We start from the raw sequence: 24,093 nt of genomic DNA, 5'->3' as shown, positions 1-24,093 counted from the left end.
TTTTCAGCCGTCAGTCCGTATAACTAGTCCCTGATTTTTGACCCTAAAGATGAATTAAAAGCCATGATGAATGATTCGCTCTGCCGCATTATTGCGGGTGAACTTCAGGCCAGAGCCGAACAGGTAGAAGCTGCCGTTCGCCTGCTTGATGAAGGGAACACCGTGCCGTTTATTGCACGTTATCGTAAAGAAGTCACCGGCGGTCTGGATGACACGCAGCTGCGTAATCTGGAAACCCGCCTCGGCTATCTGCGCGAACTGGAAGACCGTCGTCAGGCGATCCTCAAATCCATCGCTGAACAGGGCAAACTGACCGACGCGCTGGAAAAAGCCATCAACACCACGCTCAGCAAAACTGAACTGGAAGATCTCTACCTGCCGTATAAACCGAAGCGCCGCACCCGCGGGCAAATCGCTATCGAAGCGGGGCTGGAGCCGCTGGCTGACCTGCTGTGGAACGAACCGTCCCACGATCCGGAAACGGAAGCCGCAAAATATATTGATGCCGATAAAGGCGTGGCCGACAGCAAAGCGGCGCTGGATGGCGCGCGCTATATCCTGATGGAGCGTTTTGCCGAAGACGCCGCGCTGCTGGCGAAGGTCCGTGACTATCTGTGGAAAAACGCCCACCTGGTCTCCACCGTCGTCAGCGGCAAAGAAGAGGAAGGCGCCAAATTCCGCGACTACTTCGATCACCATGAACCGATCGCCACCGTGCCGTCGCATCGCGCGCTGGCGATGTTCCGCGGTCGCAACGAAGGCGTCCTGCAGCTCTCTTTAAACGCTGACCCGCAGTTTGACGAGCCGCCGAAAGAGAGCCACTGCGAGCAGATTATTATCGACCATCTGGGCCTGCGCCTGAATAACGCCCCGGCGGACAGCTGGCGTAAAGGCGTCGTCAGTTGGACCTGGCGGATCAAAGTCCTGATGCATCTCGAAACCGAGCTGATGGGTACCGTGCGCGAGCGCGCCGAAGACGAAGCTATTAACGTCTTCGCCCGCAACCTGCACGACCTGCTGATGGCTGCGCCCGCCGGGCTGCGCGCTACCATGGGCCTTGACCCGGGCCTGCGCACCGGGGTGAAAGTGGCCGTGGTTGACGGTACCGGCAAACTGGTGGCCACCGATACCATCTACCCCCACACCGGCCAGGCGGCTAAAGCGGCGATTGTCGTGGCGGCGCTGTGCGAGAAGCACAACGTCGAGCTGGTGGCGATCGGCAACGGCACCGCCTCGCGTGAAACCGAGCGTTTCTTCCTCGACGTGCAGAAACAGTTCCCGAAGGTCACCGCCCAGAAGGTGATCGTCAGCGAAGCCGGGGCTTCCGTTTACTCCGCCTCCGAGCTGGCGGCGCAGGAGTTCCCTGACCTCGACGTGTCGCTGCGCGGCGCGGTCTCCATTGCCCGCCGTCTGCAGGATCCCCTGGCCGAGCTGGTGAAAATCGACCCGAAATCCATTGGCGTCGGCCAGTATCAGCACGATGTCAGCCAGACCCAGCTGGCGCGTAAGCTGGACGCGGTGGTGGAAGACTGCGTGAACGCCGTTGGCGTTGACCTGAACACCGCCTCCGTGCCGCTGCTGACCCGCGTGGCCGGCCTGACCCGCATGATGGCGCAGAACATCGTCGCCTGGCGCGACGAGAACGGCCAGTTCCAGAACCGCCAGCAGCTGCTGAAGGTCAGCCGCCTGGGGCCGAAAGCCTTTGAACAGTGCGCCGGCTTCCTGCGTATCAACCACGGCGACAACCCGCTGGATGCCTCCACCGTTCACCCGGAAGCCTACCCGGTGGTCGAACGCATTCTGGCCGCTACCCAGCAGGCGCTGAAAGATCTGATGGGCAATAGCAGTGCGCTGCGCCACCTGAAGGCCGTGGATTTCACCGATGAGAAGTTCGGCGTACCGACCGTGACCGACATCATCAAAGAGCTGGAAAAACCGGGCCGCGACCCGCGTCCGGAGTTTAAGACAGCGAAGTTCGCAGACGGCGTAGAGACCATGAACGATCTGCTGCCGGGGATGATTCTGGAAGGGGCCGTCACCAACGTCACCAACTTCGGCGCATTTGTCGATATCGGCGTCCATCAGGACGGACTGGTCCACATTTCGTCGCTTTCTGACAAGTTTGTTGAAGATCCGCACACCGTGGTGAAAGCGGGCGACATCGTGAAGGTCAAGGTCATGGAAGTCGATCTGCCGCGTAAGCGTATCGCCCTGACCATGCGTCTCGACGAGCAGCCGGGCGACAGCAACGCCCGCCGCGGCGGCGGTCAGGATCGCCCGCAGGGCAACCGCCCGGCCGCGAAAGCCGCCAAACCTCGCGGTCGCGACGCGCAGCCTGCCGGCAACAGCGCGATGATGGATGCCCTCGCGGCGGCGATGGGTAAAAAACGCTAATCCCACCCTGCCCCTTTTCAGGGGCAGTTTTCTTTTCATGACCAGGCCATCGCCATCACGCGCAAAACAGGTTCAGTTGTTTCTGATAACCTGTTTTTATTCCACGCCTGAAGACAGCGAAATTAATATTTTCATTTCGTTAACTTAAGAAACCTTAATTAAACATTAGATCGCCGAAATAATATTTCGTGCATTTTCGATCACAGACAGATTTTGCGGCACATCAATAAAAAAGTGATTTCCGCTTTAAAAATAGCGTTGATCGCATCATATGTATTGATGATAAAAACCATTCTCATTATCATCACTTTCAGAATGATTTTTTCTTTTTTCGTTGGCTATGGTATCCGGCGCGGTGACATCCCGACGCCCGGTCAATTCATCTTCGGTTAGCGATAGACAAGTAGGCCCTATGCAATTCACACCTGATAGTGCGTGGAAAATCATTGGATTCTCCCGCGATATTAGCCCAGCATACCGTCAGAAATTGCTCTCCCTCGGCATGCTGCCCGGATCCTCTTTTCATGTGGTGCGCGTGGCGCCGCTCGGCGATCCTGTTCATATTGAAACCCGACGCGTCAGTTTGGTATTACGCAAAAAAGATCTCGCCTTAATCGAACTGGAAGCGGTTGCACAATAACGGCTGGCCCGGCACAAGAGTCTGAAATATGAAAAAATTAACCGTTGGTTTAATTGGTAATCCTAATTCCGGCAAGACCACTTTATTTAATCAACTGACCGGCGCCCGCCAGCGCGTGGGCAACTGGGCCGGGGTCACCGTTGAGCGTAAAGAGGGCGTATTCGCCACCACTGACCACCAGGTCACGCTGGTTGACCTCCCCGGGACCTACTCTCTGACCACCATCTCTTCGCAGACCTCGCTGGACGAGCAGATCGCCTGCCACTACATCCTCAGCGGCGAGGCCGACATGCTGATTAACGTGGTCGACGCCTCCAACCTCGAGCGAAACCTCTATTTGACGCTGCAGCTGCTTGAGCTGGGGATCCCCTGCGTCGTGGCGCTGAACATGCTGGATATTGCCGAAAAGCAGCAGGTGCGTATCGATATCGATGCCCTCGCCGCGCGCCTCGGCTGCCCGGTCATTCCGCTGGTTTCGACCCGCGGACGCGGGATCGAAGCGCTGAAGATTGCCCTCGACCGTCATCAGGCGAACAGCGATATTGAGCTGGTCCATTATCCGCAGCCGCTGCTGCGCGAAGCTGACCTGCTGGCGCAGCAGATGTCAGCGCAGATCCCGGTCAAGCAACGGCGCTGGCTCGGTCTGCAGATGCTGGAGGGCGACATCTACAGCCGGGCCTATGCCGGCGACGCCGCCGATAAACTGGATATCGCCCTGGCGAATCTTAGCGACGAGATCGACGACCCGGCGCTGCATATCGCTGACGCGCGCTATCAGACCATCGCCGCCATTTGCGACGCCGTCAGTAACACCCTGACCGCCGAGCCAAGCCGCTTTACCGCGGCGATGGACAAGGTGATCCTCAACCGCTTCCTCGGGTTGCCGATTTTTCTCTTTGTCATGTATCTGATGTTCCTGCTGGCGATCAACATCGGCGGCGCGCTGCAGCCGATTTTTGACGCCGGCTCGGTCGCGGTCTTTATTCACGGTATTCAATGGCTGGGCTACACCCTGCACTTCCCGGACTGGCTGACCGTGTTCCTCGCCCAGGGGATCGGCGGCGGTATCAACACCGTGCTGCCGCTGGTGCCGCAGATCGGCATGATGTATCTGTTCCTCTCTTTCCTTGAGGACTCCGGCTACATGGCGCGCGCCGCCTTTGTCATGGACCGCCTGATGCAAGCCCTCGGCCTGCCGGGAAAATCCTTTGTCCCGTTGATTGTCGGTTTCGGCTGTAACGTGCCGTCGGTGATGGGCGCCCGCACCCTCGACGCCCCGCGCGAACGTCTGATGACCATTATGATGGCGCCGTTTATGTCCTGCGGCGCGCGGCTGGCGATCTTCGCCGTCTTCGCGGCCGCGTTCTTTGGTCAGAACGGCGCGCTGGCGGTCTTCTCGCTCTACGTGCTGGGCATTGTGATGGCCATTCTCACCGGCCTGATGCTGAAGCACACCATTATGCGCGGCGAAGCCTCGCCGTTCGTGATGGAGCTGCCGGTGTACCACGTCCCGCATATCAAGAGCCTGATTATCCAGACCTGGCAGCGCCTGAAAGGCTTTGTGCTGCGCGCCGGGAAGGTGATCGTCATTGTCAGCATCTTCCTCAGCGCGCTGAACAGCTTCTCGCTGAGCGGTAAGGTCGTCGACAACATCAACGACTCCGCGCTGGCCTCGGTGAGCCGGGTCATTACTCCGGTGTTTAAACCGATCGGCGTACATGAAGATAACTGGCAGGCCACCGTGGGCCTGTTTACCGGCGCGATGGCGAAGGAGGTGGTGGTCGGTACGCTGAACACCCTCTATACCGCCGAAGATATCCAGAACGAGGAGTTCAATCCGCAGACCTTCAGCCTCGGCGAAGAACTGCTGGCGGCCGTCGACGAGACATGGCAGGGACTGAAAGACACCTTCAGCCTCAGCGTCCTGGCCAACCCCATCGAAGCCAGCAAAGGCGATGGCGAAATGGGCACCGGCGCGATGGGCGTGATGGGCAGTAAATTTGGCAGCGCCGCGGCGGCTTACAGCTACCTGATCTTCGTTCTGCTCTACATCCCCTGCATCTCGGTGATGGGCGCCATCGCCCGCGAATCGAGCCGCGGCTGGATGACCTTCTCCATTCTGTGGGGACTGAATATCGCCTATTCGCTCTCGACGCTCTACTACCAGACCGTCAGCTTTAGCGACCATCCGCGCTACAGCCTGGCGTGTATCCTGGCGGTGGTATTGTTCAACGTGGTGCTCTTCGGTCTGCTGCGTCGGGCGCGCAGCCGGGTTGACGTCTCGCTGCTGGCCACCCGGAAAACGCCGACCTCCTGCTGTTCCAGCCCGGCTGGCGATTGCCACTAAGGAGGAGCGGTGGCGTCGTTAATGGAAGTCCGCGATATGCTGGCCCTGCAGGGCCGCATGGAGGCGAAACAGCTCAGCGCCCGCCTGCGGACGCCTCAGCCGCTGATTGACGCCATGCTCGAACGCATGGAAGCCATGGGCAAGGTGGTACGGATCAGCGAAACGAGCGAGGGCTGCCTCTCCGGCAGCTGTAAAAGCTGTCCTGAAGGGAAAGCGGCGTGCCAGCAGGAGTGGTGGGCGCTGCGATGAAGGGAGTAAGGCCAGCCAGCGCCATGGGGTAAAACGAGTGTGACAGCAGAGAAAAACGGGCCAACAGGCCCGTTTTTTATGACTGGATTATTTATACACGTCAGCGTTAGCGTGAACGGTTTTTTCGTTTTTCTGCCCGGCAATCACCACAAAATATTTTCCACCCAGCTCATCAGCTTTTTTCGACAGATCGCGTCGGGCGTCCATCGGCGAGGTCGTCCTTGAGGTCGTGATGCTGCCGACCTTGGTCAGATTCATCTTCGCCACGTCCTCTTTTTGGATCTCTTTCGCTGCGAATGCGCCAAAAGAAAGACAGCCAATCACCAGAGATGCAACCATTCCTGTAACAAGTTTCATAGCCTCTACTCTCCATTAGGTTGTTATTGTAGGTCACGGTGGCGGAATGAAATAATCAACCACCGTAACAACCTAAGTATTGCTGTGAATGGCCCTTTTACCATGGCGCGGCAAAAAAAATTACCCCAGCCGTTTTTTGAGCGCCATCAGCGGCTCGCAAAAGGCCGCGGGATGGGAAACAAATGGCGCATGCGCTGCCTTGTCAAAGAGAATTGACTCGCTTTCCGGCCATAGCTTATCCAGCAGCGGGACAATCTTGCGCGGCACCAACCCGTCCAGTCGACCGTACAGCCGCAGAAACGGCATCGGCAGCCCGACCAGCGCCTGGCGCAGATCGACGGTTCTGAGGATCTCCAGACCGCCGTTCAGCGCCTCAGCGGAAGGCATCGGCAGCGAGAGCACCGCCTGCTTTAACGCTCGCGCATCCTGACGGGCGCTCTCCGTTCCCATGGTTTGCAGTGCGAGGAACCGCTCGACGGTGCGCTGGAAATCCTCGCTCAGCTGCTGCTGAAATCCGGCCAGCACCTCCGGCTTGATGCCGGGCCAGTCCTCATGAGCCGCGAAACAGGGGGAAGAGGCAACCGTTACCAGCGCCTGCACCCGTTGCGGACGCATAATCGCGACCTGGCTGGCCACCAGCCCGCCCAGGCTCCAGCCCAGCCACACCGCCTGAGGCGGAGCCTGCTCCAGCACCCGCTGCGCCATCGCCTCCAGCGACATCGCCCCAAACCCGCCGCTACGGCCATAGCCAGGCAGGTCCACCAGGTGAAGGGTAAAATGCGAAGCCAGCTGCGGCGTGATGCAATCCCAGACCTGAGCGTTCAGTCCCCAACCGTGCAGCAGCACAAGATGACAATCACCTTCGCCGATTGTTTGCCACCAGATGTCGTTCATCCGTTACCGTTCTCTTTTTTACTGGACAGAAGGCCAAATATGCTAACAGCACACAGCTTATGCTGGCTATGCCAAATGCCGCTGGCGGTCGCCCGCTGGGGGATCTGCTCTCGCTGCAGCCGCGCCCTGCTCGCCTGCCCCCCGCTCTGCCCGCAGTGCGGCCTGCCGGCGGCAATGTCCCGGCATCCCTGCGGCCGCTGCCTGCAAAAGCCGCCGCCCTGGCATCGAATGGTGGCGGTCAATGACTATCGTTCGCCGCTGAGCGACCTGGTGCGGCAGCTGAAGTTTCACCATCGTCCGGAACTGGGCCCCGCCCTGGCGCGCCTGCTGCTGCTGCGCCTTAAACAGCGCGACGATTTGCCGCCGGTAGACGCGCTGGTCGGCGTGCCGCTGTGGCATCGCCGCCGCTGGCGCCGGGGTTATAATCAGTGCGATGAGCTGTGCCGACCGTTGGCCCGCTGGCGTGGGTGCGTCTGGCGTCGCGACGGCCTGACGCGCCAGCGAGCGGGCGCCGTGCAGCATTCGCTCAATGCCCGCCTGCGCAGGCAGAACCTGAAAAATGCCTTTCAGCTTGAATTTGCCGTCCAGGGACTCCATATCGCTCTGGTGGATGATGTCGTCACGACCGGCAGCACCGTCGCCGAGATATCCCGCCTGCTTTTGCGAAACGGCGCCGCGACGGTTCAGGTATGGTGTATATGCCGTACCTTGTAGACCCCCGCTGATGGGCGTATTATAACCCAGTAAAATAGTCAACTATTAGGCCAACGCTATGATCCGTATTTCCGATGCTGCACAAGCGCACTTTGCCAAACTGCTGGCAAATCAGGAAGAAGGGACGCAAATTCGCGTATTTGTGATTAATCCCGGCACCCCAAACGCTGAGTGCGGCGTATCCTACTGCCCACCGGATGCGGTGGAAGACACCGACACGGCGCTGAAATTTGAACAGCTGACCGCCTATGTCGATGAGCTCAGCGCGCCCTATCTGGAAGACGCTGAAATTGATTTCGTCACCGACCAGCTTGGCTCGCAGCTGACCCTGAAAGCGCCGAACGCCAAAATGCGCAAAGTCGCTGACGATGCCCCGCTGATGGAGCGCGTCGAGTACCTGCTGCAGTCGCAGATTAACCCGCAGCTGGCCGGCCACGGCGGTCGCGTGTCGCTGATGGAGATCACCGACGACGGTCTGGCTATCCTGCAGTTCGGCGGCGGATGCAATGGCTGCTCGATGGTCGACGTAACCCTGAAAGAAGGTATTGAAAAACAGCTGCTGAACGAGTTTCCAGAGCTGAAAGGGGTTCGCGATCTGACCGAGCACCAGCGCGGCGAGCACTCCTACTACTAAGCCTTTCCTCCGGCGGCACCCTGTCGCCGGCTCTCGTTGCTCCTTTCTGTGTTACCGCGCAACATCTCCCACTAAACGACCGGCAAAAACCGGGGAAAGAGTATGACTTAAGTCTCATATTTAACATTTTCCCCGGTCAGGTGATTCTCAACCCTCACATGTTACCCGTATCATCCACTTCAGGCACCACCGGCAAAAAAATAGCCAGCTATCCTTTCTCTGGGTAAGGATAATGCAAGCGTTTACGGTGCCAGACTATTTTGCTCCCTGACGGAGCGGATGCTCTACAGGTTCAAACTTTGACGTTACCCATAACAAATTAAGGCCAGGTAAATCATGCCATTAGTCATCGTTGCTATCGGGGTTGCCCTGTTATTGCTGTTAATGATCCGTTTCAAAATGAACGGCTTCATTGCGCTGGTTCTGGTGGCGCTCGCCGTCGGATTAATGCAGGGTATGCCACTGGATAAAGTGATCGTTTCCATCAAAAACGGCGTTGGCGGCACCCTTGGCAGCCTCGCGCTGATCATGGGCTTCGGCGCTATGCTCGGTAAGCTGCTGGCAGACTGCGGCGGCGCTCAGCGTATCGCCACCACGCTTATCAATAAGTTCGGTAAGAAGCATATTCAATGGGCGGTGGTCCTGACGGGCTTCACCGTCGGTTTCGCCCTGTTCTATGAAGTGGGCTTCGTGCTGATGCTGCCGCTGGTGTTTACCATCGCCGCCTCGGCCCGTATTCCGCTGCTGTACGTCGGCGTACCGATGGCCGCCGCGCTCTCCGTCACCCATGGCTTCCTGCCGCCGCACCCGGGTCCGACCGCGATCGCCACCATCTTCCACGCCGATATGGGTAAGACGCTGCTCTATGGCACCATTCTGGCTATCCCGACGGTTATTCTCGCCGGCCCGGTTTTCGCCCGTTTCCTGAAAGGCATTGATAAGCCGATCCCGGAAGGCCTGCATAACCCGAAAGTGTTCACTGAAGAAGAGATGCCTGGCTTTGGCGTCAGCGTCTGGACCTCGCTGGTTCCGGTGATCCTGATGGCGATGCGCGCCGTGGCCGAGATGATCCTGCCGAAGGGCCACGCCTTCCTGCCGATTGCCGAATTCTTCGGCGACCCGGTGATGGCCACCCTGATTGCGGTACTGATCGCCCTGTTCACCTTCGGTTTGAACCGCGGCCGCTCCATGGAGCAGATCAACGATACCCTGACCTCTTCTATTAAAATCATCGCCATGATGCTGTTGATCATCGGCGGCGGCGGCGCCTTCAAACAGGTGCTGGTGGATAGCGGCATGGATAAATACATCGCTTCTATCATGCACGAATCGAATATGTCTCCGCTGTTTATGGCATGGTCCATCGCCGCGGTACTGCGTATCGCGCTGGGTTCGGCGACCGTTGCCGCCATCACCGCGGGCGGGATCGCCGCGCCGCTGATCGCCACCACCGGTGTCAGCCCGGAGCTGATGGTTATCGCGGTCGGCTCCGGCAGCGTTATCTTCTCCCACGTGAACGATCCGGGCTTCTGGCTGTTCAAAGAGTACTTTAACCTGACCATCGGCGAGACCATCAGGTCCTGGTCGGTGCTGGAAACCATTATCTCGGTCTGCGGCCTGGTAGGCTGTCTGCTGCTGGGGATGGTGGTCTAAGGTTACTCCCGCCACAGAAAAAGGCCGGTCCGCATGATGCGGACCGGCCTTTTTTATCGGACATCCTCTTCGCCGCGCAGAGGAGCGCGCGGCGGGGAGTCATCAGGAGGCGGCTTTTTTGCTCGCCGCCTTGCGCCGTTTATCCAGATCCTTAATCAGCTTATTGACCTGTTCATCGGCAAACATCTGCTCAAGGGTGACGGAAAGCTTCCGGCGCCAGTTCGGGTACTCGGTGCTGGTGCCCGGAATATTGACCGGCGACGCCATCTCCAGCCAGTCTTCCGGCTGCAGGCCCAGCAGGGCGCTGTTGCTGTCGGCAATATAACGTTGCATCCCCCGGTTGAGGATCCCCGTCATGCTCATCAGGGAGGCCTTATGACCGGCACGCTTGGGCAGACAGCCGTACTTATGCAGCGCATCCAGCAGCCCTTGTTTCGCCAGCTCACGGTCCTGGTACAGCCCGCGCAGCACCACCTCATCAGGATAGAGACCCAGCGCTTTACCTAACGTCAGATCGCCGCTTTCCCAGTAGCCGCGGAGGGTGGGCAGGTCGTGCGTCGTCGCCACAGCCATTGATTGCTCCGGGTACAGCGCCGGCGCGCGGAACGTTTTCTCTGCATCGCTCTCAAAATAGAGCACCTTATAAGAATAGACGCCGCTGTTGCGTAACTTGCTGACGATCTCCACCGGTACCGTGCCCAGATCTTCGCCGATCACCATGCAGCGATGACGCTGGCTTTCCAGCGCCAGAAGCGACAGCAGATCGTCGACGGGATACTGAACGTAAGCGCCATGGTCGGCGGTTTCACCATAGGGGATCCACCACAGACGCAGCACTGACATCACGTGATCGATGCGCAACGCGCCGCAGTTCTGCATATTGGCGCGCAGCAGGTCGATAAACGGCTCATAGGCGCGAGCGGCAATAATATGCGGATCCATCGGCGGCAGGCCCCAGTTCTGGCCCAGCGGACCCAGAATATCCGGCGGCGCGCCCACGGACGCTTTCAGGCAGTACAGCTCACGGTCGCACCAGGTCTCCGAGCCGCCTTCGGCGACGCCCACCGCCAGATCGCGGTAGAGGCCGATCGGCATCCCATCGCGCTGGCTGGTTTCCCAGCAGGCGGCAAACTGGCTCCAGGCCAGCCACTGCAGCCAGAGATAGAAACTGACGTCGTCCTCATGCTCGGCGCAGAAGGCTTTGACCTCCGGGCTGTCGATATCCTGAAAGGCCTTCGGCCAGGCCGGCCAGCCCCAGCGCAGCGGGTCCTGTTGAACCTGCCAGGCGTGCAGCGCATCGAAAGCGGCCTGCCAGTAAAGGCTTTCCCCTTCACGCAGAACAAACTCGCGGAACGCCGTCATCTGCTCATCTTCACGACGAGAGAATCGTTTCCACGCCATACGCAGCGCGGTCATTTTCAGCGTGGTGACCGCGGTATAGTCCACATCATCCGTTTGCCGCGCCGCCTGCAAGGCCTGCTGCGTCGCTGAGGACTGCCACCACGCCTGCGCCTCTTCGCTATGCTGGAAATCGTCAACCGCATTGACGTCGATGTAGATAACGTTCAGCCAGCGACGTGAAGACGGGCTATAGGGGCTGGCGCTCTCCGGGTTCGCCGGATAGAGGGCATGGATCGGGTTGAGACCAATAAACGACCCGCCGCGGCGGGCGATTTCCGGCAGCATGGCGCGCAGATCGCCAAAATCGCCGATCCCCCAGTTTTTCTCCGAACGCAGGGTATACAGCTGCACGCAGGTGCCCCACAGCTTTTTCCCCTCTTTCAGCGGCTGCGGCTCATAGCAGCGGGCCGGAGCGACGATGGTCCGGCAGTGCCAGCGCTCCCCCTCCTGGGTGAGCGTCAGGGAGTGATACCCCTCCGGCAGTTTGGCCGGCAGCGGCAGCGTCTCGCCGCCGCGGGTTTTACCCTGATACTGCTTACCGTCCTCAGTGGTCAGGATCCACTGATACTCACCGCGTCCTGCCACCGGCAGCGACATTTTTTTGCCGTGGGTGAAGATCTTCACGTTCGGCAGCGGGTTAACCGCCACTTTCGTGGCGGCGGTTGAGCGATGCATCGCATCCAGTAGACGCTGTTTGGTGACAGCCGCGATAGACTGCGGCTTGCCGTGCGCGTTGATATAGCTGGGGCTGATGCCCGCCGCCAGCGCGGCATTATCGAGGCGTTTACTCTCCATAGGCCTTCCTTTAGCGTTTCGCCTGCCAGATACGTTGCTGATAATCGCGGATCGAGCGGTCGGAGCTGAACATGCCGCAGCGCGCGGTGTTGAGAATTGTCGCGCGGGTCCAGGCCTCCTGGTCGCGATACAGCTCATCTACCCGTTTTTGCGCCGCCACGTAGGCTTCGAAATCGGCCAACACCAGATACGGGTCGCCGCCCTGCAGCAGGCTGTGCAGCATCTGGTCGAAGGCATGCTTGTCGCCGTTGCTATAGGTGCCGTTCTCCAGCTCCTTAAGCACCGCATCAAGCAGTTTGTCTTTTTTACGCCATTTCAGCGGATCGTAGCCTTTCGCTTTCAGGGCTTTCACTTCTTCTACCGTGTGGCCGAAGATAAAGATGTTCTCTTCACCGACCTGCTCGGCGATTTCCACGTTGGCGCCATCCAGCGTCCCGACGGTCAGCGCGCCATTCAGCGCCAGTTTCATGTTGCCGGTGCCAGAGGCTTCTTTGCCCGCGGTGGAGATCTGCTCGGAGATATCTGCCGCCGGGATCAGTTTTTCCGCAGCCGAAACACAGTAGTCCGGCAGGAAGACCACTTTCAGCTTATCGCCGACTTTCGGGTCGTTGTTGATCGCTTCCGCTACCTTGTTGATGGCGAAAATAATGTTCTTCGCCAGATAGTAGCCCGGCGCCGCTTTCGCGCCGAACAGGAAGACGCGCGGTACGCGATCGGCCTGCGGGTTTTCGCGGATCTCTTTGTACAGCGCAAGGATATGCAGCAGGTTGAGGTGCTGACGCTTGTACTCGTGCAGACGTTTGATCTGAATGTCGAAAATCGCCTGCGGGTTGATCTCAATCCCGGTACGCTGCTTCACAAACTCGGCCAGATGAACTTTGTTGGCCTGCTTAATATCGCGATAGGTCTGACGGAATGCCGCATCGTCAGCGTATTTTTCCAGATTGATCAGCTGGTCAAGGTCATTGGCCCACTCTTTTTTCAGCGTCTCATCCAGCAGCGTGGCCAGCGCCGGGTTGCACTGCTTGATCCAGCGGCGCGGTGTGATGCCGTTGGTCACGTTATGGAATTTGTTCGGCCACAGCTGGTTATATTCCGGGAACAGATCTTTCACCACCAGGTCCGAGTGCAGCGCCGCTACGCCGTTGACGGCAAAACCGCCCACCACGCACATGTTGGCCATCCGCACCTGCTTGTTATGCACCACCGCCAGTTTCGCCCAGACCTGCTTATCGCCCGGCCAGGTTTTGTCCACCAGCAGTTTAAAGCGGTCGTTAATCTCTTTAATGATCTGCATATGGCGCGGCAGCAGCGCTTTCACCAGCTTCTCATCCCAGCACTCCAGCGCTTCCGGCATCAGGGTATGGTTGGTGTAAGCAAAGGTTTTGCTGGTGATCGCCCAGGCGTCATCCCAGCTCAACTGGTGCTCGTCGATCAGCACGCGCAGCAGCTCCGGGATGGCGATGGTCGGGTGCGTATCGTTCAGCTGGATCACTTCGTAATCCGCCAGCTCGGCCAGCTTGCGGCCTGCCAGATGATGACGACGCAGGATATCGGCCACTGAGCAAGCACACTGGAAGTACTGCTGCATCAGGCGCAGTTTTTTACCGGCCTGATGGTTGTCGTTCGGGTACAGCACCTTGGTCAGTTTTTCCGCGTCGATGCCCTGCTGCTCGGCGCGCAGGAAATCGCCGTCGTTGAATTTGGTCAGGTTAAACGGATGAGCATGTTTGGCCTGCCACAGACGCAGCGGCTGGGCGACGTTGTTGCGATAGCCTAGCACCGGCAGGTCCCAGGCTTCGCCGGTAATGACGAACGCCGGCTGCCACTCGCCGTTTTTACTGACTTTGCCGCCGATACCGACCTGGACATCCAGCGCGTCGTTATGGCGGAACCACGGGTAGCTGCTGCGGCCCCAGTCGTCCGGAGCTTCCTTCTGCTGGCCGTCGTCAAAGGACTGGCGGAACAGACCATACTGGTAATTGAGGCCGTAACCGGTCGCCGACTGCCCCACGGTCGCCATGGAGTCGAGGAAGCAGGCTGCCAGACGGCCCAGGCCGCCGTTACCCAGCGCCGGGTCGGTCTCTTCTTCCAGCAGATCGGTGAGGTTGACGTCATAGCCTTTCAGCGCGTCGCTCACGCCCTCGTACCAGCCCAGGTTGAGCAGGTTGTTGCCGGTCAGGCGGCCAATCAGAAACTCCATCGAGATGTAGTTAACGTGACGCTGTCCTTGCGCTGGTTTTGCCACCGGCTGCGCCGACAGAAGTTCCGCCAGCGCTCCGCTGACGGCGCGCCACCATTGACGCTGCGTCATCTCGGAAGCGGACTGTAAACCAAAACGCTGCCACTGACGCGTCAGTGCAGCCTGAAACTGAGCTTTGTTAAATGAAGTCTGTGACATAATGAGATCCGGGTCCTTTACTAAAACGATGGCGCTAGTGTGCCGACCTCCCGATTCATCGTCCTCATCCCGACGGGGATTAGACAGGGAGGAGTGCCGGGGATGAGCGAAAAGTGTGATCCTGACCACTATAGTGTGGGTGAGAAGGCCAAAATATGCTGTAAAAATCACCGCAGTATGACAGTCGAGATGCCATTTCTGCCGACCAAAAATTTGTTACAGGCCAATACGCGGCAAAAATTTTCCCGCCCTTCGCAGGGTTATTAAAAAAATAAATAGAGACCTCCGGGAAAATAAGCACATTTCATCACATTAACCCGCAAAAAAGATTACTTCTAAGAAATCACTGACAATAATTTAATAAAAACAAACAACTACTTCAGACATAAAATTAATCTCTCCCCGCTCCGCTCACCACCGGCTAAAAACCGCTGATGACGAGTCCTGCCTGCGATTTTTCCCCATTCGCAACCAATGTCGAAATTTGTGACATAGAGCAAATTCAAGAGCATAAACTTCGGACATAACTTGCAATAAATTTCATAATCACCGACCTTATTAGATATTAATTACGAAGCGCAAAAAAAATCGCAACCTCTCTCTTGCACAGCGAAATGTAGAACTATGTTGATTCCGTCCAAATTAAGTCGTCCGGTCCGCCTTGAACACACCGTGGTTCGTGAGCGTTTACTGGCGAAACTTTCCGGCGCGAACAATTATCGTCTCGTGCTGATCACCAGTCCTGCCGGGTACGGTAAAACAACGCTCATTTCTCAGTGGGCCGCAGGTAAAAACGATCTTGGGTGGTTTTCGCTGGACGAAGGCGACAACCAGCAGGAGCGTTTTGCCAGTTATCTGATCGCGGCGATCCAGCAGGCCACCGGCAACCACTGCGCGGCCAGTGAAGCGATGGTGCAAAAGCGCCAGTACGCCAGCCTCTCCTCTCTTTTTGCGCAGCTGTTTATTGAACTCGCCGACTGGCAGCGCCCGCTGTACCTCGTCATTGATGATTACCATCTGATCAATAATCCGGTGATCCATGACGCGATGCGCTTTTTCCTCCGCCATCAGCCGGAGAATATGACCCTCGTGGTCCTGTCGCGGAACCTGCCGCAGCTGGGGATTGCCAACCTGCGCGTCCGCGATCAGCTGCTGGAGATTGGCAGCCAGCAGCTGGCCTTTACCCACCAGGAAGCGAAACAATTTTTCGACTGCCGTCTGACGTCGCCTATCGAAGCCGACGACAGCAGCCGGCTGTGCGACGACGTCGCCGGGTGGGCCACCGCGCTGCAGCTCATCGCCCTCTCCGCCCGCCAGAATAACTCCTCCGCCCAACACTCCGCCCGCCGACTCGCCGGGATTAACGCCAGCCATCTGTCGGATTATCTGGTGGATGAAGTGCTGGATAACGTCGACGCCCGCACGCGCAACTTTTTGCTGAAGAGTTCGCTGCTGCGCTCAATGAACGACGCGTTAATCGTTCGCGTCACCGGCGAAGAGAATGGCCAGATGCAGCTGGAGGAGATCGAACGTCAGGGGCTGTTCCTGCAGCGGATGGATGATTCCGGCGAATGGTTCCGCTATCACCCGCTGTTTGGCAGTTTCCTGCGCCAGCGCTGTCAGTGGGAGCTGGCGGTTGAACTGCCGGAGATCCACCGCGCCGCGGCGGAGAGCTGGATGGCGCAAGGCTTCCCCAGCGAGGCCATCCACCATGCGCTGGCGGCCGGCGATGCCAAAATGCTGCGCGATATCTTGCTCAATCACGCCTGGGGCATGTTTAACCATAGCGAACTGGGTCTGCTGGAGCAGTCGCTGTCGGCGCTGCCCTGGTCAAATCTGCTGGAAAATCCGCGCCTGATCCTGCTGCAGGCCTGGCTGATGCAGAGCCAGCATCGCTACAGCGAAGTCAACACCCTGCTGGCGCGCGCCGAGCAGGAGATGAGCGTCGAAATGGATACCGCGATGCATGGCGATTTCAACGCCCTGCGCGCGCAGGTGGCGATTAACGACGGCGACCAGGACGAGGCGGAACGTCTGTCGATGGTGGCCCTGGAAGAGCTGCCGCTGGCCAACTATTACAGCCGCATCGTCGCCACCTCGGTACATGGCGAAGTCCTCCACTGTAAGGGTAAACTGACCAAATCTCTCGCCGTGATGCAGCAGACCGAACAGATGGCCCGCCGTCACGACGTGTGGCATTACGCCCTGTGGAGCATCATTCAGCAAAGCGAAATTCTGTTCGCCCAGGGCTTCCTGCAGGCCGCCTGGGAGAGCCAGGAGAAAGCCTTCCAGCTGGTACGCGAACAGCATCTTGAGCAGCTGCCGATGCATGAGTTCCTGTTGCGCATCCGCTCTCAGCTGCTGTGGGCATGGGCGCGCCTCGACGAAGCTGAAGCCTGCGCCCGTCAGGGGATGGAGGTCCTCTCAACTTATCAACCACAGCAGCAGCTACAGTGCCTGGCGCTCATGGTGCAATGCTCGCTGGCGCGCGGCGATCTGGATAATGCCCGCAGCCACCTGAACCGACTGGAGAACCTGCTCGGTAATGGTCACTATCACAGCGACTGGGTCTCCAACGCCGACAAGGTGCGGGTGATCTACTGGCAGATGACCGGCGATAAAACCGCGGCGGCCAACTGGCTGCGCCAGACGCCGAAGCCGGAATTCGCCAATAACCACTTCCTGCAGAGCCAATGGCGCAATATTGCCCGCGCGCAGATCCTGCTGGGCGATTTCGAACCCGCGGAAATGGTGCTGGAAGAGCTGAACGAAAATGCGCGTTCGCTGCGTTTGATGAGCGATCTCAACCGCAACCTGCTGCTGCTCAACCAGCTGTACTGGCAGGCAGGACGCAAGAGCGAAGCGCAGAAAGCCCTGCTGGAAGCCCTGACGCTCGCCAACCGCACCGGCTTTATCAACCACTTTGTGATTGAGGGCGAGGCGATGGCCCAGCAGCTGCGCCAGCTGATCCAGCTGAACACCCTGCCGGAGCTGGAGCAGCATCGCGCCCAGCGTATTCTGCGCGACATCAACCAACATCATCGCCACAAATTCGCCCACTTTGACGAAGGGTTCGTCGAGCGGCTGCTGAATCACCCGGAGGTGCCAGAGCTTATCCGCACCAGCCCGCTGACCCAGCGCGAATGGCAGGTGCTTGGCTTAATCTATTCCGGCTACAGCAACGAGCAGATTGCCGGCGAGCTTGACGTGGCGGCCACCACCATCAAGACCCACATTCGCAATCTGTATCAGAAACTGGGCGTCGCCCACCGTCAGGACGCGGTGCAGCATGCCCAGCAGTTGCTTAAGATGATGGGATACGGCGTCTGACGACGCCGTTGCCGTTTAGCACAGCTCGAGCTGGAGGTTGTTATCGGTAATGACCTTCAGCACGCCCGCCGGGGGCAGCACGTCGGTATAGACCGCATCGACCATGCTGATGCTTCCCATGTTGACCATCGCGTTACGGCCAAACTTAGTATGGTCCACCACCAGCATCACGTGGCGTGAATTCTCAATGATCGCGCGCTTGGTGCGCACTTCATGATAATCAAACTCCAGCAGCGAGCCATCGCTGTCGACGCCGCTGATGCCGAGAATGCCGAAGTCGAGACGGAACTGCGAGATAAAGTCGAGGGTAGCTTCTCCGATGATCCCGCCGTCGCGGCTGCGCAGTTCGCCGCCGGCAAGAATAATGCGGAAGTCCTCTTTCACCATCAGCGTGTTGGCGACGTTAAGGTTATTGGTCACAATCCGCAGATCGTTGTGATCGAGCAGGGCGTGCGCCACCGCTTCCGGCGTGGTGCCGATATCGATAAACAGCGTCGCCCCGTCCGGGATCTCGCTGGCCACCCGCCGGGCGATACGCTCTTTCTCCGCCGTCTGGGTCGCTTTGCGATCGTGCCAGGAGGTGTTCACCGAGCTGGAGGGCAGCGCCGCGCCGCCGTGGTGGCGGAGGATCATTTTCTGTTCGGCTAAATCGTTCAGGTCGCGGCGGATGGTCTGCGGGCTGACCGCAAACTGCTCAACCAGCTCTTCCGTGCTGACGTAACCCTGTTTTTTTACCAGCTCGATAATGGCGTCATGACGTTGTGTTTGTTTCATGAAATATCCCTGGAAAAATGTCGCCTACCCGACCCCTGTCGGTAAGTCTTTATGCGCGTTTTCGCCCATGCAAGGTATCGACAAACGCCATCGCCAGACCGGTCGCCAGACCAGCCACGTGCGCGCCGTTGGCGATCGCCATGCCGAAAACATCAAACCAGCCAGCAATTAACCACACTAAAGAGAAGAGTATTAACCCGCGCTGCAGATAAATACCGCTCTGCGGATCGCGCTCGCCCCGCAGCCAGACATAGCCCATCAGCGCGTAGACCACGCCCGACAGGCCGCCAAACCACGGGCCGCTAAACTGGTGCTGCACAAAGCCGCTCAGCAGGGCGCTGATGACGGTGATCACCACCAGCTTGCCGCTGCCGATGCGCTTTTCCACCGCGCCGCCGAGATACCACCACCATAGCAGGTTGAAGAGAATATGCATCAGCGAGAAATGCATGAAAGCATGGCTGAAATAGCGCCAGGCTTCGAACTGCAGCGAAGGATCGTAGGGCCAGGCCAGCCAAATCATCACCGGCTGATCGCCCACCAGATTTTGCAGGATGAATACCGCGATGCAGATTAGCAGAATCGCCAAGGTGAACGGGCCGGCGTTATGCCGCAGCGTGGCAAAGAAAGGAAAGCGCTGATAGCGCAACCCGCTATTGGTCTGTCCGGACTGCCAGCTCGCCGCCAGATAGCGCGGGTCCGCCGGGTTTTCGAGAAAACGCGCCAGCTCAGCCCTGACGCGCCCGGCCTGGCTCTCATCAGCCAACCAGACGTCGCTCTGGGTGTGCTGCTGGATAGTCAGGATAATCCCCTGCGTCGCCATATAATCGACAAACGCCTGGGCCACGCGCGGGTTGGCAAAAGAGGTAATCATTAACATGCAGCGAATCGCTTATTCCACACAAAGGGAGATAGTATACCTGCCAGTCGTTAAAACGTCCCGTGCGCCACTTCCGCCGGGAAATGGCGATGCCAGGCGTCGAACCCGCCGTCAACGCTGTAGACCTTATCAAACCCCTGCTGCAGCAGATATTGCGCGGCGCCCTTGCTGCTGTTGCCGTGATAGCACATCACCATCACCGCCGTGTCAAAGTCGTGGTCACGCATAAACGCGCCCAGCGTATCGTTGGTCAGATGAAACGCGCCCGGCGTATGGCCCATCGCATAGCTTTGCGGATCGCGGATATCGACCAAAACCGCCGTCTGCTGATGCAGTTTCTGGTGCGCTTCTTCAACGTTGATACATTCAAACTGTTCCATGGTTCTCTTCTCTTACTCGTCATGACGGGCGATGGCCGGCCCAATTTTACCCTGTAGTGTACCGTCAGGCGGTAAAGAAACGCCAATATGTTACACCCATCACTCCAAAATGTTTTTTTGATGTTACCAAAAGCGCGTTTGTTTGCTATAGTGAGCGATATCGAGCATTTGTGAGCTTAAACGAAAGTGTGAGAGGGTAAGAACGTGGAAACCAAAGATCTGATTGTGATAGGCGGAGGCATCAACGGTGCCGGTATCGCGGCAGATGCCGCCGGGCGTGGTTTATCCGTACTGATGCTGGAAGCGCGCGATCTCGCCTGCGCCACCTCCAGCGCCAGTTCCAAACTGATCCACGGCGGGCTACGCTACCTCGAACACTATGAGTTCCGCCTGGTCAGCGAAGCGCTGGCCGAACGCGAAGTGCTGTTAAAAATGGCCCCGCATATCGCCTTCCCGATGCGCTTTCGTCTCCCGCATCGCCCGCATCTGCGTCCGGCATGGATGATCCGTATCGGCTTATTTATGTACGATCATCTGGGCAAACGCACCAGCCTGCCGGGATCCACCGGCTTGCGTTTTGGCGCAGAGTCGGTACTTAAGCCGGAAATTGTGCGCGGTTTCGAATATTCCGACTGCTGGGTCGACGATGCCCGCCTGGTGCTGGCCAACGCGCAGATGGTCGTCCGCAAAGGCGGCGAAGTACGCACCCGCACTCGCGCCATCTCGGCAAAACGAGAGAATGGCCTGTGGGTGGTGGAAGCGGAAGATATTGATAGCGGCGAGAAGTTTACCTGGAAGGCGCGCGGTCTGGTTAATGCCACCGGTCCATGGGTCAAACAGTTCTTCGACGAAGGGATGCATCTGCGCTCGCCTTACGGTATCCGCCTGATTAAGGGCAGCCACATCGTGGTGCCGCGGGTACATACCCAGAAGCAGGCCTACATTCTGCAAAACGAAGATAAACGTATTGTGTTTGTTATCCCGTGGATGGATGAGTTCTCCATCATCGGCACGACGGACGTCGAGTATAAGGGCGATCCGAAAGCGGTGGCCATTGATGATAAAGAGATTAACTACCTGCTGAACGTCTATAACGCGCACTTTAAAAAGACCCTCAGCCGGGACGATATCGTCTGGACCTACTCCGGCGTCCGTCCGCTGTGCGACGACGAGTCGGATTCGCCGCAGGCGATCACCCGCGACTACACGCTGGATATTCACGATGAGAACGGCCAGGCGCCGCTGCTCTCCGTCTTCGGCGGGAAGCTGACCACCTATCGCAAACTGGCAGAGCACGCGCTGGAAAAACTGACCCCCTATTACAAAGGGATCGGCCCGGCATGGACCAAAACCGCGGTGCTCCCCGGCGGCGATATCGGCGGCGACCGCGACGACTACGCGGCAAAACTGCGCCGTCGCTTCCCGTTCATCAGCGAATCACTGGCCCGCCATTATGCCCGCACCTACGGGAGCAACAGCGAGTGGATCCTGAAGGAAGCCAGCGCCCTGAGCGATCTGGGAGAAGATTTTGGCCATGAGTTTTATGAAGCCGAGCTGAAGTATCTGGTTGAGCATGAATGGGTGCGCAGCCTGGATGACGCCATCTGGCGCCGTACCAAACAGGGCATGTGGCTGAATGGCGAGCAGCAGGCGCGCATCAGCGAATGGCTGGCGCAGCATGCGGGAAAGTCTGAGCTGTCGTTAGCGTCGTAACGCTGCCCGGCGGAAACGCCTGAGGCCAGGTTCAACCGCAATAATGAAACAACGGGGCCAAATGGCCCCGATGTGTTGCGTTGACTGGCTTACAGCCTTACCGGGTCGATATGCCAGATATATTTCGCGTACTCCTGGATCGTCCGGTCGGAAGAGAAGTAGCCCATGTTGGCAATATTCAGCATCGCCTTATAGGCCCACTCTTCCGGATGTTGATACAGCTCGTCGACGCGATCCTGGCAGTCCACATAGCTGCGATAGTCCGCCAGCACCTGGTAGTGGTCGCCAAAGTTAATCAGCGAATCCAGCAGGTCGCGGTAGCGCCCCGGTTCCGACGGGCTGAAAACGCCGGTACCGATCTGCGTCAGCGCCTGGTGAAGCTCTTCATCCTGCTCGTAGTATTCGCGCGGTTTATAGCCGCTGCGACGCAGCTCCTCCACCTCTTCCGCGGTGTTACCGAAGATAAAGATATTCTCTTCGCCCACGTGCTCCTGCATCTCCACGTTCGCCCCGTCGAGGGTGCCGATAGTCAGCGCGCCGTTAAGGGCAAACTTCATATTACTGGTGCCGGAAGCTTCCGTGCCTGCGAGGGAGATCTGTTCCGACAGGTCTGCTGCCGGAATGATCAGCTGCGCCAGGCTGACGCTGTAGTTGGGGATAAAGACCACCTTCAGCTTGTCGCCAATCTGCGGATCGTTATTGATCACCGCTGCCACATCGTTGATCAGGTGAATAATATGCTTGGCCATGTAGTAGGCTGAAGCCGCCTTACCGGCGAAAATATTCACCCGCGGCACCCACTCGGCCTGCGGATCGGCTTTGATCCGGTTATAGCGGGTAATAACGTGCAGCACATTCATCAGCTGGCGTTTGTACTCGTGAATGCGTTTGATCTGCACATCAAACAGCGCCTTCGGATTCACCACCACATTGAGCTGCTGCGCAATATAGCTGGCCAGCCGCTGTTTGTTTTCCAGTTTAGCCTGACGCACCGCCTGGTTGACCGTCGGATAGTCGATATGCTGCTTCAGCTCGTCAAGCTGGCTCAGATCGGTCCGCCAGGTGCGGCCGATATGCTCATCCAGCACTTTCGACAGCGGCGGGTTGGCCAGCGCCAGCCAGCGGCGCGGCGTGACGCCGTTGGTCACGTTGGTAAAGCGCATCGGGAAAATTTTAGCGAATTCGGCAAACAGCGACTCCACCATCAACCGGGAATGGAGCTCCGACACCCCGTTGACTTTGTGACTGACCACCACCGCCAGCCAGGCCATCCGCACGCGACGCCCGTTGGACTCGTCAATGATCGAGGTACGGCTGAGCAGCGCGGTATCGTTGGGATACTGCTCCTGCAGAGTCTTGAGAAAGTAGTCGTTAATCTCAAAGATAATCTGCAGATGGCGCGGGAGAATTTTACCCAGCATATCCACCGGCCAGGTCTCGAGCGCTTCGCTCATCAGGGTATGGTTGGTATAGGAGAAGACCTGGCAGGTCACCTCGAACGCCTCGTCCCAGCTGAATTTATGCTCATCGATAAGCAGGCGCATCAGCTCCGGTATCGATAGCACCGGGTGGGTATCATTCAGATGAATGGCAATCTTGTCCGCCAGGTTGTCATAGGTCTTATGCAACATGTAATGGCGGCTCAGGATATCCTGCACCGTGGCCGAGACGAGGAAATACTCCTGGCGCAGGCGCAGCTCGCGGCCGGAGTAGGTTGAGTCGTCCGGATAGAGCACGCGGGAGACGTTTTCGGAGTGGTTCTTATCCTCTACCGCGGCGAAATAGTCACCCTGATTGAACTTACCGAGGTTTATTTCGCTACTGGCCTGTGCGCTCCACAGACGCAGCGTGTTGGTGGCGTCAGTGTCAAAGCCGGGGATAATCTGGTCGTAGGCTTCAGCGATGATCTCTTCCGTCTCAATCCAACGGGTTTTCTTCCCCTCCTGCTGAATGCGGCCGCCGAAGCGCACTTTATAGCGGGTATTGTGGCGCTCAAACTCCCACGGGTTACCGTACTCCAGCCAATAGTCAGGGGACTCTTTTTGCCGGCCATCGACGATATTCTGTTTAAACATCCCGTAGTCGTAGCGGATCCCATAGCCGCGTCCCGGCAGGCCTAGCGCCGCCAGGGAGTCAAGGAAGCAGGCCGCCAGGCGGCCCAGACCGCCGTTGCCAAGCCCGGGGTCGTTCTCTTCATCGATCAGCTCTTCGAGATCGAGCCCCATCTCCGCCAGCGCGCTGCTCACATCGTCATAGATGCCGAGCGACAGCAGGGCATTCGAGAGGGTACGGCCGATCAGGAACTCCATCGACAGATAGTATACCTGGCGCACTTCCTGCGAGAGCTGCGCGCGGTTGGAGCGCAACCAGCGCTCCACCATGCGATCGCGAACGGCAAACAGCGTGGCGTTAAGCCATTCATGCTTGTTGGCGATGGCCGGATCTTTACCGATGATAAACATCAGCTTATAGGCAATAGAATGCTTTAACGCCTCAACGCTCAGCGTCGGTGATGCATAGCTAAAGGGTACATTCAT

General features: G+C 58.3%; 17 protein-coding genes. 9 read left to right on the top strand and 8 right to left on the bottom strand.

The genetic code is table 11. From position 1 onward, the window contains the following. Positions 1-63 precede the first annotated feature (63 nt). The 4 genes from ABLV64_RS21100 (at position 64) to feoC (ending at position 5,630) form a co-directional block, all read left to right on the top strand. Positions 64-2,394, top strand: a complete 2,331-nt coding sequence (locus ABLV64_RS21100) for a Tex family protein (RefSeq protein WP_004202157.1) — start codon at positions 64-66, stop codon at positions 2,392-2,394. 412 nt (positions 2,395-2,806) lie between these two features. Then, a complete protein-coding gene (feoA, locus tag ABLV64_RS21095; RefSeq protein WP_004202154.1) occupies positions 2,807-3,034 on the top strand; it encodes a ferrous iron transporter A in 228 nt (75 codons plus the stop codon). A gap of 28 nt (positions 3,035-3,062) precedes the next feature. Further along, on the top strand, positions 3,063-5,381 hold the full coding sequence (gene feoB / locus ABLV64_RS21090; protein WP_117263978.1) for a Fe(2+) transporter permease subunit FeoB: 2,319 nt from the start codon (positions 3,063-3,065) through the stop codon (positions 5,379-5,381). Between the two features lie 9 nt (positions 5,382-5,390). Then, positions 5,391-5,630, top strand: a complete 240-nt coding sequence (feoC, locus tag ABLV64_RS21085) for a [Fe-S]-dependent transcriptional repressor FeoC (RefSeq protein WP_004202151.1) — start codon at positions 5,391-5,393, stop codon at positions 5,628-5,630. A gap of 87 nt (positions 5,631-5,717) precedes the next feature. On the opposite strand, the gene ABLV64_RS21080 is transcribed toward feoC, so the two are convergent. Then, a complete protein-coding gene (locus tag ABLV64_RS21080; RefSeq protein WP_004202149.1) occupies positions 5,718-5,987 on the bottom strand; it encodes a YdgH/BhsA/McbA-like domain containing protein in 270 nt (89 codons plus the stop codon). 120 nt (positions 5,988-6,107) lie between these two features. Then, positions 6,108-6,881, bottom strand: coding sequence for a pimeloyl-ACP methyl ester esterase BioH (gene bioH / locus ABLV64_RS21075; protein WP_004202147.1), 774 nt, complete (start codon positions 6,879-6,881; stop codon positions 6,108-6,110). A gap of 39 nt (positions 6,882-6,920) precedes the next feature. Here bioH and gntX point away from each other — a divergent pair, with 39 nt between their 5' ends. The 3 genes from gntX to gntT all read left to right on the top strand — a co-directional run bounded on the left by gntX (position 6,921) and on the right by gntT (position 9,882). Beyond that, positions 6,921-7,595, top strand: coding sequence for a DNA utilization protein GntX (gene gntX, locus ABLV64_RS21070; RefSeq protein ID WP_048295667.1), 675 nt, complete (start codon positions 6,921-6,923; stop codon positions 7,593-7,595). 58 nt (positions 7,596-7,653) lie between these two features. Beyond that, entirely contained in the window at positions 7,654-8,229 is a 576-nt protein-coding gene (nfuA, locus tag ABLV64_RS21065) for a Fe-S biogenesis protein NfuA (RefSeq protein WP_004202143.1), read from the top strand. A gap of 336 nt (positions 8,230-8,565) precedes the next feature. Next, complete coding sequence (gntT, locus tag ABLV64_RS21060; protein WP_004202142.1) at positions 8,566-9,882, top strand: gluconate transporter; 1,317 nt, start codon at positions 8,566-8,568, stop codon at positions 9,880-9,882. Between the two features lie 102 nt (positions 9,883-9,984). Here the strand turns inward: gntT and malQ are convergent, their stop codons facing one another. Then, the gene (malQ, locus tag ABLV64_RS21055) at positions 9,985-12,078 is read right to left on the bottom strand and encodes a 4-alpha-glucanotransferase (protein ID WP_348842978.1); all 2,094 of its coding nucleotides are present in this window, start codon (positions 12,076-12,078) and stop codon (positions 9,985-9,987) included. Between the two features lie 10 nt (positions 12,079-12,088). After that, on the bottom strand, positions 12,089-14,479 hold the full coding sequence (malP, locus tag ABLV64_RS21050; protein ID WP_004202140.1) for a maltodextrin phosphorylase: 2,391 nt from the start codon (positions 14,477-14,479) through the stop codon (positions 12,089-12,091). Positions 14,480-15,103: 624 nt separating this feature from the next. On the opposite strand from malP, the gene malT reads away from it, so the two are divergent. Continuing rightward, positions 15,104-17,809 carry an HTH-type transcriptional regulator MalT gene (gene malT, locus ABLV64_RS21045; RefSeq protein WP_004202139.1) on the top strand — a complete coding sequence of 902 codons (2,706 nt, stop codon included), beginning with the start codon at positions 15,104-15,106 and terminating at the stop codon, positions 17,807-17,809. A 15-nt stretch (positions 17,810-17,824) separates the two neighbouring features. Here the strand turns inward: malT and ABLV64_RS21040 are convergent, their stop codons facing one another. The 3 genes from ABLV64_RS21040 to glpE are packed head-to-tail and all read right to left on the bottom strand — an operon-like array spanning position 17,825 to position 19,843. Then, positions 17,825-18,583 (bottom strand): DeoR/GlpR family transcriptional regulator, encoded by a 759-nt coding sequence (locus tag ABLV64_RS21040; RefSeq protein ID WP_002920548.1) that lies wholly within the window; start codon positions 18,581-18,583, stop codon positions 17,825-17,827. Positions 18,584-18,632: 49 nt separating this feature from the next. Continuing rightward, positions 18,633-19,463, bottom strand: a complete 831-nt coding sequence (gene glpG, locus ABLV64_RS21035; protein WP_264975641.1) for a rhomboid family intramembrane serine protease GlpG — start codon at positions 19,461-19,463, stop codon at positions 18,633-18,635. 50 nt (positions 19,464-19,513) lie between these two features. Next, positions 19,514-19,843 (bottom strand): thiosulfate sulfurtransferase GlpE, encoded by a 330-nt coding sequence (gene glpE, locus ABLV64_RS21030; protein ID WP_004202138.1) that lies wholly within the window; start codon positions 19,841-19,843, stop codon positions 19,514-19,516. Between the two features lie 204 nt (positions 19,844-20,047). Here glpE and glpD point away from each other — a divergent pair, with 204 nt between their 5' ends. Continuing rightward, positions 20,048-21,556, top strand: coding sequence for a glycerol-3-phosphate dehydrogenase (gene glpD, locus ABLV64_RS21025; protein WP_004202136.1), 1,509 nt, complete (start codon positions 20,048-20,050; stop codon positions 21,554-21,556). 89 nt (positions 21,557-21,645) lie between these two features. Here the strand turns inward: glpD and glgP are convergent, their stop codons facing one another. After that, positions 21,646-24,093, bottom strand: a complete 2,448-nt coding sequence (gene glgP / locus ABLV64_RS21020) for a glycogen phosphorylase (RefSeq protein WP_004202135.1) — start codon at positions 24,091-24,093, stop codon at positions 21,646-21,648.

The sequence above is a fragment of the Klebsiella sp. JB_Kp031 genome (genome assembly GCF_040064295.1).
In the GTDB taxonomy this organism is placed as follows: domain Bacteria; phylum Pseudomonadota; class Gammaproteobacteria; order Enterobacterales; family Enterobacteriaceae; genus Klebsiella; species Klebsiella quasipneumoniae.
The sequence above is the reverse complement of the archived record's forward strand: the minus strand, read 5'-3'. Positions and strand labels throughout refer to the sequence as shown.